Raw genomic sequence first — 13,017 nt, 5'->3', positions numbered from 1 at the left:
TCATTCCATAATTTTGAAACAAACCTACACATTATATGTGAATTTTTTTTGGAATTTTTTGAATTCTGATCATTTCAATGTACTAACTATATATACAATAGAAAGTTTTCTGAAAAAAACTCCTACAAAATGTTGGGAGCTTCGGTTTGTCTCATTCGATCCTAACATCTCTCACCCTTAAGCGGAATTTTTCCTGTTGTATCCTCAATGGACTCCCTGTTAGGGGAAATAACGGAAGATTTTCCGCTTATGGAGAGCAAAATCGTTTATTTTGGCATTTTTTCAGTGAATAGCAGGAAATTTTCCTGTTATTTCGGCTCTTTTTCATGATGCCTGCTCATTAAGCGGAATTTTTCCTGTTATGTTTCATACCGATACTCCTACCGTTTATAAGAACATTAAGTCGAGGGAATTTATAAATTCTTGGACAATAAAAAAACTGATCCCAAAAGTTATTAACTATGACTTTTGGAATCAGCTTTCTGTGCTTCGTTCTCCATATATTCCTGTGTTTCTTTTACAACATCGAGTAATATCACTAACATAGTTGGAGATTAGTTGGTCATCTAGAATGGCAACGTTCGTGGCTTTCCTTTCAATAAAAGTTCATAAGTCATTTCCACAAAAGTTACTAAAAATGTAAAGTTAACTTGACTTATAGCGAGAAAACAATGTAAAGTAGACTTAACGTAAAGTTAACTTTACTTATGTGGGTGATATAGTGAAAAATAATATTAGGGATTTGCGTGCAATTCATAACTTAACTCAGGATGAATTAGCTGAACGATTAGAAGTTTCAAGACAAACGATCATTTCGCTTGAAAAGGAACGGTATAATCCATCTATAACGCTTGCTTTCAAACTTGCAAGAGTATTCAATTGTCAAATTGAAGAAATTTTTACTTATGAGGAGGAATAACTATGGTTGGATTTAAAAAATCAAATCAAATCACCCATTTATGTTTAGGGATTTTATTTACGATCATGGGGATCTATTTAAATTATGAAGAAGTTACAAAGGGGAGTTTTCCAGTTGCGATCATGTTACTCGCACTTGGGATAAATCAGTTACTTTTTGCATATCTTTCACCACATATTTTCCCAAGAGATGAACGTGCCAAGGAAATTATGGGAAAGTCCATGACGGTGAACTATTTTATTCTTTTTGGTTCATTATTTGTTTTGTTTCTATCTACAGGTTCTTTTGGGTTCTTAACATTAGATGCAACTCAAGTACTCATCGTCCTTTTTTGTATTATGGCAATATCAATTCCAAGTACAATGGTCGTCTATTCGAAAATATTATAGAGGGTAATGACAAAACAAAAGTAGCCCAATATTAGGCTACTTTTGCTTCTCGTTCTCCATAAATTCCTGTATTTCCTTAATACCGTCCAGTGTTCTCACTAACACAGTTGGAGAGATAATGGTAATCAGTCGGCCATCTAGATTGGCAACTCCAGTAAAATAGCTCGTTTTCTGGTAAGCAACCAACCCTACCTGCTTAATCAATTCAGATGGGATATCCAAGATTTCCTTTGCTTCTTTTACAAGGACCCCTAATGATAGATCATCTGTATGTAGGACGATGACGCGTACAGCATCAGTTGATTCCATTTCACGATTATAGAGAATCCTTTCTGTATCGATGGCTGGAATCAACTCGCCTCTGACCTTCATAATCCCGTTCACATAAGCTGGTAAATGGGGAATTGGTGTAATTCCTTCTAGTTTTTCAATCGATAAAACATTTTCAATCGGAATCGCATATTCTTCATTTCCTACTGTAAATACAACCAATTTATTAGAATCTTGCATGAGTATCCCCTCACCTTCCTCTCTCTATAGTACTCACCAAATAGGCCCTTTGTCTATGTGAAATTCCTAGTACAAAAGTAATAAGAGAACCACAACACTGGTTCTCTTAAGAAGGTTTATCCTTGGCTAACTTCTTCGATAATGGCAATGACCATTTCAGCAAGCTTGTTTAGCTCTTCAATCGGCATCCGTTCATTTTTCGTATGTATTTCCTCGTATCCAACAGCAAGGTTGACAGTCGGAATTCCAAATCCAGCAATGACGTTGGCATCACTTCCCCCACCGCTCTTTAAAAGCTCAGAGCTTCTGCCAATTTTCGCAGCTGCTTTACGTGCCACTTCAACGACATGGTCCCCTTCACCATATTTAAAGCCTGGGTACATCACTTCTACCTCAACTTCAGCACTTCCACCCATTTCAGACGCAACTGATTCAAAAGCAGCCTTCATCTTTTGAACTTGTGCTTCCATTTTTTCAGTCAGAAGAGAACGTGCTTCTGCTAAAATTTCTACACGGTCACAAACGATATTGGTAGGACCTTCACCTTTGAAATACCCAATATTGGCTGTTGTTTCTTCATCAATTCGTCCTAATGGCATTTTGGCAATGGCCTTGGCTGCCATCGTAATCGCCGAAACTCCTTTTTCCGGTGCCACACCTGCATGAGCGGTTTTCCCTAAAATCGTTGCTTTCACCTTTGCTTGTGTAGGTGCCGCAACGACGATATTCCCAACCTTGCCATCGCTATCAAGAGCATATCCAAATTTAGCAGTTACCAAAGATGAGTCAAGAACCTTAGCACCAACTAAGCCAGATTCTTCTCCGGCCGTAATAATAAACTGGATTGTACCATGAGCAATATTTTGCTCCTTTAATACTCGAATCACTTCAAGCATAGCTGCTAATCCAGCTTTATCATCCGCTCCAAGGATCGTCGTACCATCTGTGACTACATATCCATCCTTAATTGATGGCTTCACACCTTTACCTGGGACAACCGTATCCATATGTGATGTAAAATAAATTGTATCGACTCCATCTTTTGTTCCAGGAAGAGTACAAACTAAGTTCCCAGCACCATGTCCTGTTACTGCTGTTGTGTCATCCTCAAACACTTCCACACCTAAAGCAGAAAATTTTTGCTTTAATACTTTAGCAATTTCTGTTTCGTATTTTGTTTCTGAATCAATTTGTACAAGCTCTAGAAATTCATTTAATAATCTTTCTTCTTTAATCATTGATGTATCTCCTTTTCGTATATCTTCCTACTTCAGTATAGCTTTTTCTGCCAAGAATCGGCAAATATTTCTTTACAAAGGAATATTACCATGCTTCTTATACGGACGTTCTTCCTTTTTATGACGAAGCATCTCAAGCGACTGAATGATTTTTATCCGAGTTTCTCTTGGGTCAATGACATCATCGACCATTCCCATACTCGCTGCAACATACGGATTGGCAAATTTTTCCCGATATTCTTCAATCTTCTTTGCTCTCGTCTCTTCTGGATTATCACTATTTTGAATTTCTTTTGCAAAAATAATGTTTGCCGCTCCCTGTGGCCCCATCACTGCAATTTCCGCGTTTGGCCAAGCAAACACTAAGTCAGCACCAATCGATTTACTATTTAAGGCAACATAAGCACCACCATAAGCTTTTCGTAAAATCACGGTCAGCTTTGGTACCGTTGCTTCTGAATAAGCATAAAGAATTTTCGCTCCATGACGGATGATCCCCCCATGCTCCTGTTTTATCCCTGGGAAAAACCCTGTCACATCCTCAAAGGTAATGAGCGGAATATTAAAGCTGTCACAGAAACGAATAAAGCGAGCTGCTTTGTCAGATGAGTCAATATCAAGCCCTCCAGCCATCACTTTTGGCTGATTGCAGACTAAGCCAACCACTTCCCCTTTTACCCGCGCTAAACCGACCACGATATTTCGGGCAAAATCTTTGTGTACCTCAAGGAAGGAACCACGATCGACAACTTCTTCAATGACAACCCTTACATCATAGGGCCTGATTGCATCAAAAGGAATCAAATCCGTTAAATTCGGACGGGTATCATCTTCCTCATCTACTTCTAATATCTTCGGTTTTTCTTCACTATTTTGCGGTAAATAACTTAATAATACTCTCACATTTTCAATGATCTCTTCTTCAGACTCACTGCGAAAATGAGCATTTCCACTAATCGAATTATGCACCTTTGCACCACCAAGATCTTCAGGAGAAATTTTCTCACCAGTCACTGTCTCAATCACCTTTGGCCCGGTAATAAACATTTGGCTCGTTTTTTCTACCATAAATACAAAGTCCGTTATTGCGGGAGAGTATACGGCACCACCTGCACAAGGCCCCATGATGACGGAAATTTGCGGAATAACACCTGAATAAATCGAATTGCGATAAAAGATTTTTCCATACCCATCTAGTGAAACGACCCCTTCTTGAATTCTTGCTCCACCAGAATCATTTAGACCAATAAAAGGAGCTCCATTTTTTGCGGCGAGATCCATCACATTGGCAATTTTATTGGCATGCATTTCCCCTAACGCTCCACCAAAAACTGTAAAATCTTGTGAAAATAGATAGATAGGACGACCATTCACTTTTCCATAGCCTGTTACTACACCATCACCTGGTCCCTTTTGATTTTCTAACCCAAAATCTCGAGATCGATGTTCTATGAAAGGGTTTAATTCAACGAATGTCCCCTCGTCCACAAGCAAATCGATCCGTTCTCTAGCTGTTAATTTCCCTTTCTCATGCTGCTTATCGATCCGTTCATCACCGCCACCAAGCTCAACCTCCCTCCTTTTATCATATAACTCGTTAATCTTTTCATAGATGTCCATCCTGCTACTCTCCCTTATCCGTTTTTTCGCATAACTCAAACAATACTTTGCCCGTTGACTTCGGATGCATAAATGCTACAAGAGCCCCACCTGCTCCTGTTTTCGCTTCGTCTTGAAGCATCTGAATCCCATTTTCCTTCATTTCAGCTATCCGTGCTTGAATGGAATCAACCCCTAGTGCCACATGGTGAATTCCTTCGCCTCTTTTTTCAATATGCTTCGCAATGGCACTTTCAGAGCTAGTTGGTTCGAGCAATTCAATCTTCGTCTCGCCTATTTTAATAAATGCCACTTTAACCCTTTCACTTTTTACTTCTTCTATCCCTTGAACTTCAAGTCCTAGTACATCTGTATAAAAAGGTAAAGCGTTCTCAATCGATTTAACCGCAATCCCAATATGATCTACTTTTTTTATCACTTAACTCCCTCCAGTTAAACAAACGATCAGTATATTACAAATATTCGCTAAAATACTTCATATTCCTTCCTTAAATTGAGCGGTTGTTCATTTTCAAATTACCTAGTAAAATAGAAAACAGGATGTACAAATTGGGAGGGAAATGAAATGAAAAATAAAAAAACAAGAAAAGTAATTGTTTACTTAATGATATTTGCCATGCTTGCTTCAACACTACTCCTTGGTTTATCAATGTTTATCTAAGGAAATACAACAAAACACTTTAAAGAGTAGGGACTTTTCCCTACTCTTTTTTCGTAACCTTTCCCTAGAAATCAAGTCTAATTAAGTGAAATGAACTAAATGAAAAGTGGTGATTCCGATGTTTATTCACCTGAGGAAGAAAGCAGTCTTGCTCACTGCCCTCATATTTGTCGCACTTACTGGCTGTGGAACGACAGAAAGCTCGAAAGATGAAAACACGAATGGAGGGAGCGTTGCAAAAGAAATGGAAGTTTCTATAGAACAAAACGGTGATTTACTATATCAACTCACCATTCAAAACAACAAAGAAAAAGAAGAGACATTAACATTCCCTTCTTCACAAGATTACGATTACTCCATTAAGAATCAGGAAGGAACGATCGTTTATACCTACTCTGCTGATAAAATGTTCGCTGCTGCAGTAGAAGAAGAAGTTTTAGCAGTGGGTGAAAAACTTGAATTTGATCTCGATCTTTCTGAAGTCCTCTCCTTTGTTGAACCTGGAGACTACACATTAGAAGCATGGATTACGGCAACTGGTATAGATGAAAATAAAGTGAGCATTGACTTTAACTACGAATGAACTAACTTTTACAAACTCAATGTTTACAATGAAACAAGTACAGAAAAACCTATTGGGATTCAATAGGTTTTTCTGTACTTAGATAATGGAAATCTATAAAGAAGATACCTCTTCAATTAACTAATTTGAAAGCAATTTATTGCAGTTCCACACTGCCTTTTCGATATTTTTTCTTTTCTCTTTTCAAATATTTAAAAGAGTTTTTTAACATTAAATACTGTTCCATTTCCTTTGTTAGTTGCAGAAGGGAAGCGCGAACTTCGAATTCTTCACGAGTCTGGGGAAGTTCCATACTTTGAAACTCTTCTCTCATCTCTAACAAATTTTCAAGAAAGTTTTTTGGTACTTCTCCTGGACTTATGTGTTCGGCTAACTCTTCGAGAAAATCACCAATCATTTGTCCTTGTACGACTGTAACGGGTAAAGAAGCAACTAATGGTAAAATTCGTTCAATAATCTCGAATTGTTTTTCTCGCATTTTAAAATAATGGTAGTAAAGATTTTCGTTGCGGCGAAAGTGATTCTCGACATCGTGAAATGCCAAAGTTTTTGCTTCATCAATGACTCTAGCTGTCTTCGTTAGCTCACTTCCGTCCCAGCTACTGTCACTGGTCCTTAAGTAGTGAACGATTTCGAGCATGATTTTTCGAAAATTCTCTTCCAACTCAGCCTGAAGCTGAACTAATTTCTTCTCTGCACTTGGCATATAGAAATTCATGATAAGAGCCATCCCGACCCCAATAATGACAATTCCTAATTCGTTAAGAATAAGTTCAAATGTCACATTTCCCGCCATATAAATATGGAGAATGATGACGCTACTTGAGACGATCCCTTCTTGCGCCCTAAACATCACTGCTGTCGGAATAAAAAATAAGAGCATTAAGCCAATTGTAATGGGATGGTAAGTAATGCCCTCAAAGAAAAGAGTCGAAAACGCCATGGCGATCATACAAGCTAGAACTCGATCCCAGGACGCCTTGACCGATTTTACTTTCGTTGGCTTGATACAAAGAATCGTTAAAATTCCAGCTGATGCAAAATTATGAAGACCGATTGTTTGGGCGAGCAAAATCGATAATGTCGTACCTAGCGCCGTCTTGATTGTCCGATATCCTATCCGAAATTTCATAAATTCCCCCGAAGTTACTTCAATTTTTCATATTCGCAACCCTTATTGTATCAAAAAAACCTCGGAAAAAACCGAGGTCTTAAACTTCTTCACAATATTGTTCAAATGCATCCTGTAATTTTTGCACAACATCCATTGGACCATGCCCTTCAATATCGTGGCGCTCAATCATCGTAACAATCTTTCCATCCTTCAATAACGCAAAAGAAGGAGAGGATGGTGGATAACCAGTAAAGTATGAGCGAGCTTTTTCTGTCGCTTCCTTATCTTGTCCAGCAAACACTGTTACTAATTTGTCAGGTCTCTTATCGTAATGAAGGGAGTGCATAGCAGCTGGGCGCGCAATCCCACCGGCACAACCGCAAACCGAATTCACCATTACAAGTGTTGTTCCCTTTTGTTGTAACGTTTCATCCACTTCTTCAGGAGTTGATAACTCTTTATATCCTGCTGCGACAATTTCCTGCCGAGCTTGGCGAACTACATCGTTCATGAATAAATTAAAATCCATGTTCATCTATATCGCTCCCTTTTATGTTTTATAATCTGTACTCTCTTCTCCATAATACCAATATAAGCACTTTGTTTACAACCATTCCACTCGTAATTATCCCTGAATTTAATCGAATCGGAAATGACCTTGATCACATTTTTTAAAAAATATTTTTTAAAAGATGTTTTATTTTTTTCAATATGGGTAAATACACCGTAAGCAAGATCTATCCCATAATTACCCCTATTGGCTACCATGTAGGATGGTAGCTCTTTTTTATTTATTCGTCTTGAAAAAATGTTGAAAAAGACTGTCTACCGCTGAAGTGACGGTCCTATCTCCGGCAATAACCTCATTTTCATACTTTGGTAGCAACTCTCTTACAAGTGGATGATAAAAGAAATTCGCTTGAAGCTGATCGATAATCATCGATTTCATCCATTCCTTCGTCTGGATTCTACGCCGTTCCTCAAAGACACCTGATTGTTTTGTCATTTCTTCAAATGCTTTGACCGTTCTCCACACATGTTCAATCCCTTCATTCTTCAATGCAGAGCATATATAGGCTTTTGTTGTCCACCCTTTCGTCGCCGGCTGGAGAAAATGAAGAATTTGATTGTATTCTTTCATCGTCTTTTCAGCTCGTTTTTTATTTTGACCATCCGCTTTATTTACAAATACCCCGTCAGCAAGCTCCATAATTCCTTTTTTCATGCCTTGAAGCTCATCCCCAGCCCCTGTTAAAACAAGGAGCATGAAAAAATCGACCATTTCACGAACAATCACTTCACTTTGGCCGACTCCGACTGTCTCCACTAAAATCACATCAAATCCGGCAGCTTCACAGACGATCATCGTTTCCCTCGTTTTGCGATGGACCCCGCCAAGCTTTCCACTTGACGGAGATGGCCGAATAAAGGCATCTCGATTTCTTGAGAGCTGTTCCATTCTCGTTTTGTCACCAAGAATACTGCCTCCGCTAATGCTAGAGCTTGGGTCAACTGCTAAAACCGCTACTTTCAGCCCTTTTTCACATAGAAAGGTACCAAATGCCTCGATAAACGTACTTTTCCCAGCACCAGGTACACCTGTTATGCCAATCCGTAAAGCCTTTCCTGAATGAGGCAGTAGTTTCTGCAAGAGCTTTTGTGCTTGATGAAAATGATGTTCCGCGTTGCTTTCAATCAGCGTTATCGATCTTGCCAAATGAGTTCGTTCACCTTCTAATACCCCTTTATATAGCTCATCAATTGATGGTTCACTTCTACGTTTTTTTTGAAACCGAACTTTCTTGGTTTCAAATAATGCCGCTTTTTCACTTTCAACCCCTGTTCGTACAACGGTTGTGAACTTGTCAGGTTTATTCGGATCAATCCATTCTGGTTTCTTATCTTCAGTCATGTTAATTTGACACTTCCTCATAGCCTAGGCTTTCGTAAATGGCAAAAATGACCTTCTGCGCCGCAACGGGAATAACAGTTCCAGGTCCAAATATGGCAGCTGCCCCATTTTCATATAGGAATTGATAGTCCTGCGCAGGGATAACCCCACCGACTACGACTAATATATCTTCTCTTCCAAGCTTCTGTAGTTCTGCACGTAATTGCGGAAGTAAGGTTTTATGTCCTGCTGCTAATGAACTCATACCAATAACATGGACATCATTTTCAACTGCTTGAAGGGCCGTTTCTTCCGGAGTTTGGAACAACGGACCGATGTCAACATCAAATCCTAAATCAGCAAAGGCAGTCGAGATCACTTTCGCTCCTCGATCATGTCCATCCTGCCCCATTTTGGCAATTAAGATTCGCGGACGTCTTCCTTCATTTTCTAAAAATTCCTCTGTCATTCTTTGAACTTCGGCAATTTCTTCTTCATTTGAGAAAGCAGAGCTATAAACACCACTAACAGAACGAATCACTGCTTTATGGCGATTGGCAACCGTTTCAATCGCATAGGAAATTTCCCCGAGGGTTGCTCGTGCTCTCGCTGCTTCAACGGCCAACTGCAATAGATTGCCTTCTCCCGATTCTGCTGCCTCTGTAATCGCCCTTAATGTTTCCTGCACCTTCAACTCATCACGGGTAGACTTTAGCTTTTCTAGTTTTTCTATTTGTCTTAAGCGGACTGCCGTATTATCAATATCAAGTATTTCAATCGGTTCTTCCGTTTCAAGCCTATATTTATTGACGCCAATAATCGTTTCTTTTCCAGAATCAATTTGTGCTTGCCTTTTTGCTGCTGCTTCTTCAATTTTCATCTTTGGAAGGCCCGTTTCAATTGCCTGAGCCATTCCTCCAAGCTTTTCGATTTCCTCAATATGCTCCCATGCCCGTTCCACAAGCTGTGCCGTTAATGCTTCTACATAATAAGAGCCTGCCCATGGATCAATGACATCAGTAATTCCTGTCTCTTCTTGTAAAAACAACTGTGTGTTACGAGCAATTCGCGCAGAAAAATCTGTTGGTAATGCAATTGCTTCATCAAGGGCATTCGTATGTAGCGATTGTGTATGTCCCATCGCCGCTGCATGAGCTTCAATCAATGTTCGTGTGACATTATTAAAAGGATCCTGTTCTGTCAAGCTCCAGCCAGATGTTTGCGAGTGAGTACGTAATGCCATCGATTTCGGATTTTTCGGCTCAAAGGTTTTCATCATTTTCGCCCAAATAAGACGAGCGGCTCTCATTTTGGCCACTTCCATAAAGTAATTCATGCCAATTGCCCAAAAGAACGACAGTCTTGGTGCAAAGGAATCAATTTCAATCCCAGCCTTCAATCCAGTCCGAACATACTCAAGCCCATCTGCTAACGTATAAGCAAGCTCAATATCAGCTGGCGCCCCTGCTTCTTGCATGTGATACCCAGAAATACTAATACTATTAAACTTTGGCATGTATGTAGAAGTATATTTAAAAATATCAGCAATGATTTTCATCGACATATCAGGAGGATAAATATACGTATTACGAACCATGTATTCTTTCAAAATATCATTTTGAATCGTTCCAGAAAGCTTTTCTTGTGATACCCCTTGTTCTTCTGCCGTTACGATATAAAATGCCATAATGGGGAGGACTGCGCCATTCATCGTCATCGATACAGACATTTGATCAAGAGGAATCCCGTCAAATAGGATTTTCATATCGAGAACAGAATCAATCGCCACACCCGCTTTTCCTACATCCCCTACGACTCTTGGATGATCAGAATCATAGCCCCGATGGGTGGCCAAATCAAAGGCAACAGAAAGCCCCTTTTGGCCCATTGCTAAATTTCTTCGGTAGAAAGCATTGCTTTCCTCTGCTGTAGAAAAGCCAGCATACTGACGAACTGTCCATGGTCGATTGACATACATTGTTGGGTACGGGCCTCTTGTATATGGTGGCAATCCTGGTAAGTGATCCAATTGCTCTAAGCCTTCTCTATCTTCTTGGGTATAGAGTGCTTTAATCTTGATTTGCTCATTGGTTTCAAATAAAAGATCATCAATTTTCTGTTCTATTTCCTCTTCAGCTTTTTGTTGCCATTCTTCTTTCGAGCCATTCTTTGACTCGAACAAGGAAAGTTCTTTGAAATTCGGCTTCGTCATCAATTTTCCACCTCCAAATCAGCTAAAATCGAAACAAGAGTTTGATAGCAATTACTCTTTATATGAATAAATCCTTCAATCCCTGACTTTTCCCACGTTTCCCGTTCTTCAGGAATACCCGCTACATACAAGCGGATATGAGGATATGCATTCTTCACCTTCGCTACAAAACCTGCCCACATAGATGCGTACTGTTCATTCCCTCCACAAAGACAGTAATGTTTATAGCCAGTTTGTTTCACAAAATCAATAGCATCCTCTAATGAATGAATCTCTTCACTTGTTTTCCCAAGAATCCCACCTGGGGCTAAAAACCCTATAACAAAATCAGTTCGAACTTTATGAGACTTTAATTCTCCTAAAGTGATTAATCCGATAGTGGGATCGAGTCCCCGTTCTTTTAGTTGCTGAGCTTGAAATCTGAGTTCTTCATAGGATTCTGATAATCTTCCTTGTGGAATGAGTGGAACGTCGCCTTTATGCTGCTCCACATTTTCCGCAGCGATTTTCAGGGATTCACCTTGTAAGTCCGCATATTTATTGGTCCCAACGATCGTTTGTTTTCTCGTTGCAATAGACGCTTTCCTCTTCTCTCTAACTTTCGCAATCTCAGTTTGAATCCATCCTTGTTTGAGTCCTTCAACCATTCCGCCTTTTTCATCGATTTCGAGATACAACTCCCAAGCGTTTCTCGCAAGTTCTGTCGTTAAGTGCTCAACGTACCATGAACCACCTGCTGGATCGATTGTTTTAGCCAAATGGGTTTCATCTCGTAAAATCAATTGTGTGTTTCGAGCAATTCGCTCTGAAAATGCGGTTGTCTTTCCTTCAGGCTCGTTAAAAGGACTAACATGTAAATATTGAATTCCACCCAGAACCGCCGCAAAAGCTTCATTCCCAGCTCTTAGCAAATTCACGTAAGGATCAAAGACTGTTTTTGTGAAGCTAGAAGTGAACGCCGAGATCACCATTCCACGATTTTCCTCCGCAACGCCGTATGCTTCCGTCACTTTATCCCAAAGAATTCTAGCAGCTCTTAGCTTTGCTAATTCCATAAAGAAGTTTGTGCCAACTGAAAATTGAAACACAAGCTTTGAGAGAATGGCATGAAGGGATAATCCACGTTCAGTAAGCTCTTCAATATGCTCGACTCCTGTGGCAATGGCGAAAGCCAACTCCTGAACAGCCTGAGCACCGCCGTTATGATATGGTACAGTATCGACTAAAATAGTCCGAAGATGTGGGAGATTACTGATTCCGTTGTAGACCGTCTCCACTAATTGCTGATAAGACTCTTCAATCTTGATTTTCCCCACTTCTGTCAATGTGGCAATTGGGTCGAAGCCAATATAACCGTGACTCTTCTGTGAAAATGGTAACCTTTGAAGTTCGTCTATAAAAATCGGATGATGATGTTTGGCGTTGATAGAAAATGGATATGCGAGATGCTTTTCTTCTAAATCTTTTAAATGCGTCAAGACAGCATCACTCACCTCAAAGGCGATCGCTGTTTGCCCCTTCATGAAAGCTGAATCCAGCTCTTCTCTCAAATCCCCCTCAATCGAAAGTTTTTGCGCTACTTTCCATGGTTGAGCTAAGTAGCCAAGAGCCTGAATCCCTCTTCGAAAATCTGATTGCCCAGGAAATTGACTTAAATCGGTTTGGTCGTCTTTTGTATAAAGCGGTTTCAATTTTATTTGCTCATATGTATCCTTCTCAAGCGTTTCAATCTTTTTCCCCTTCATGGATTGCTCGCTTTTTTCAACCCAATCCTCAATAGAGGCTGTTGGAAACGACTGCTCTCGCATTTCCTCTCCACCTTCCGTAAGGTTATTAAAAATTCCGATTATTCTTTTTAAAAAAATTCACCTATTGATACA

Annotated in this window: 13 protein-coding genes; 4 read left to right on the top strand and 9 right to left on the bottom strand. The window is 39.7% G+C overall.

What is annotated here, in order from left to right:
- Positions 1 to 721 precede the first annotated feature (721 nt).
- On the top strand, positions 722 to 919 hold the full coding sequence (locus AA0X71_RS08630; RefSeq protein ID WP_413361377.1) for a helix-turn-helix transcriptional regulator: 198 nt from the start codon (positions 722 to 724) through the stop codon (positions 917 to 919).
- Positions 920 to 921: 2 nt separating this feature from the next.
- Complete coding sequence (locus tag AA0X71_RS08625) at positions 922 to 1,308, top strand: hypothetical protein (RefSeq protein WP_413361375.1); 387 nt, start codon at positions 922 to 924, stop codon at positions 1,306 to 1,308.
- Between the two features lie 36 nt (positions 1,309 to 1,344).
- Here the strand turns inward: AA0X71_RS08625 and AA0X71_RS08620 are convergent, their stop codons facing one another.
- The 4 genes from AA0X71_RS08620 to mce all read right to left on the bottom strand — a co-directional run bounded on the left by AA0X71_RS08620 (position 1,345) and on the right by mce (position 5,094).
- The gene (locus AA0X71_RS08620; protein ID WP_413361373.1) at positions 1,345 to 1,818 is read right to left on the bottom strand and encodes a chemotaxis protein CheW; all 474 of its coding nucleotides are present in this window, start codon (positions 1,816 to 1,818) and stop codon (positions 1,345 to 1,347) included.
- A 116-nt stretch (positions 1,819 to 1,934) separates the two neighbouring features.
- Positions 1,935 to 3,056 carry a M20/M25/M40 family metallo-hydrolase gene (locus AA0X71_RS08615; protein WP_413361371.1) on the bottom strand — a complete coding sequence of 374 codons (1,122 nt, stop codon included), beginning with the start codon at positions 3,054 to 3,056 and terminating at the stop codon, positions 1,935 to 1,937.
- 72 nt (positions 3,057 to 3,128) lie between these two features.
- Complete coding sequence (locus tag AA0X71_RS08610) at positions 3,129 to 4,676, bottom strand: acyl-CoA carboxylase subunit beta (RefSeq protein WP_413361369.1); 1,548 nt, start codon at positions 4,674 to 4,676, stop codon at positions 3,129 to 3,131.
- 4 nt (positions 4,677 to 4,680) lie between these two features.
- On the bottom strand, positions 4,681 to 5,094 hold the full coding sequence (mce, locus tag AA0X71_RS08605; RefSeq protein ID WP_413361368.1) for a methylmalonyl-CoA epimerase: 414 nt from the start codon (positions 5,092 to 5,094) through the stop codon (positions 4,681 to 4,683).
- 147 nt (positions 5,095 to 5,241) lie between these two features.
- Here mce and prli42 point away from each other — a divergent pair, with 147 nt between their 5' ends.
- Together prli42 and AA0X71_RS08595 are read left to right on the top strand one after the other, a co-directional pair.
- Positions 5,242 to 5,337, top strand: a complete 96-nt coding sequence (prli42, locus tag AA0X71_RS08600) for a stressosome-associated protein Prli42 (RefSeq protein ID WP_019154427.1) — start codon at positions 5,242 to 5,244, stop codon at positions 5,335 to 5,337.
- 118 nt (positions 5,338 to 5,455) lie between these two features.
- Positions 5,456 to 5,920, top strand: coding sequence for a BsuPI-related putative proteinase inhibitor (locus AA0X71_RS08595; protein ID WP_413361366.1), 465 nt, complete (start codon positions 5,456 to 5,458; stop codon positions 5,918 to 5,920).
- A gap of 136 nt (positions 5,921 to 6,056) precedes the next feature.
- Here AA0X71_RS08595 and AA0X71_RS08590 read toward each other — a convergent pair whose 3' ends face one another.
- The 5 genes from AA0X71_RS08590 to AA0X71_RS08570 form a co-directional block, all read right to left on the bottom strand.
- The gene (locus tag AA0X71_RS08590) at positions 6,057 to 7,052 is read right to left on the bottom strand and encodes an aromatic acid exporter family protein (RefSeq protein WP_413361364.1); all 996 of its coding nucleotides are present in this window, start codon (positions 7,050 to 7,052) and stop codon (positions 6,057 to 6,059) included.
- 79 nt (positions 7,053 to 7,131) lie between these two features.
- Positions 7,132 to 7,569, bottom strand: a complete 438-nt coding sequence (locus AA0X71_RS08585) for a BrxA/BrxB family bacilliredoxin (protein ID WP_413361362.1) — start codon at positions 7,567 to 7,569, stop codon at positions 7,132 to 7,134.
- Positions 7,570 to 7,821: 252 nt separating this feature from the next.
- On the bottom strand, positions 7,822 to 8,946 hold the full coding sequence (gene meaB / locus AA0X71_RS08580; RefSeq protein WP_413361360.1) for a methylmalonyl Co-A mutase-associated GTPase MeaB: 1,125 nt from the start codon (positions 8,944 to 8,946) through the stop codon (positions 7,822 to 7,824).
- 1 nt (position 8,947) lies between these two features.
- Positions 8,948 to 11,137 carry a methylmalonyl-CoA mutase gene (gene scpA, locus AA0X71_RS08575; RefSeq protein WP_413361358.1) on the bottom strand — a complete coding sequence of 730 codons (2,190 nt, stop codon included), beginning with the start codon at positions 11,135 to 11,137 and terminating at the stop codon, positions 8,948 to 8,950.
- Complete coding sequence (locus AA0X71_RS08570) at positions 11,137 to 12,945, bottom strand: methylmalonyl-CoA mutase family protein (RefSeq protein WP_413361356.1); 1,809 nt, start codon at positions 12,943 to 12,945, stop codon at positions 11,137 to 11,139. The genes scpA and AA0X71_RS08570 overlap by 1 nt, the downstream gene beginning before the upstream one ends.
- Positions 12,946 to 13,017 lie beyond the last annotated feature (72 nt).

It is taken from the genome of Robertmurraya phoenicis (assembly GCF_047302285.1).
Classification (GTDB): Bacteria; Bacillota; Bacilli; order Bacillales; family Cytobacillaceae; genus Robertmurraya.
Note: the sequence above shows the minus strand (reverse complement) of the source record. Positions and strands in the feature narration are given on the sequence as shown.

Excerpts from the sequence above, each read along its gene's own strand:
- AA0X71_RS08595 (WP_413361366.1), top strand. The coding sequence starts at position 5,456 with ATGTTTATTCACCTGAGGAAGAAAGCAGTCTTGCTCACTGCCCTCATA.
- scpA (WP_413361358.1), bottom strand. The coding sequence starts at position 11,137 with ATGACGAAGCCGAATTTCAAAGAACTTTCCTTGTTCGAGTCAAAGAAT.
- AA0X71_RS08590 (WP_413361364.1), bottom strand. The coding sequence starts at position 7,052 with ATGAAATTTCGGATAGGATATCGGACAATCAAGACGGCGCTAGGTACG.
- AA0X71_RS08620 (WP_413361373.1), bottom strand. The coding sequence starts at position 1,818 with ATGCAAGATTCTAATAAATTGGTTGTATTTACAGTAGGAAATGAAGAA.
- AA0X71_RS08610 (WP_413361369.1), bottom strand. The coding sequence starts at position 4,676 with ATGGACATCTATGAAAAGATTAACGAGTTATATGATAAAAGGAGGGAG.
- meaB (WP_413361360.1), bottom strand. The coding sequence starts at position 8,946 with ATGACTGAAGATAAGAAACCAGAATGGATTGATCCGAATAAACCTGAC.
- AA0X71_RS08615 (WP_413361371.1), bottom strand. The coding sequence starts at position 3,056 with ATGATTAAAGAAGAAAGATTATTAAATGAATTTCTAGAGCTTGTACAA.
- AA0X71_RS08570 (WP_413361356.1), bottom strand. The coding sequence starts at position 12,945 with ATGCGAGAGCAGTCGTTTCCAACAGCCTCTATTGAGGATTGGGTTGAA.
- prli42 (WP_019154427.1), top strand. The coding sequence starts at position 5,242 with ATGAAAAATAAAAAAACAAGAAAAGTAATTGTTTACTTAATGATATTT.
- AA0X71_RS08585 (WP_413361362.1), bottom strand. The coding sequence starts at position 7,569 with ATGAACATGGATTTTAATTTATTCATGAACGATGTAGTTCGCCAAGCT.
- AA0X71_RS08625 (WP_413361375.1), top strand. The coding sequence starts at position 922 with ATGGTTGGATTTAAAAAATCAAATCAAATCACCCATTTATGTTTAGGG.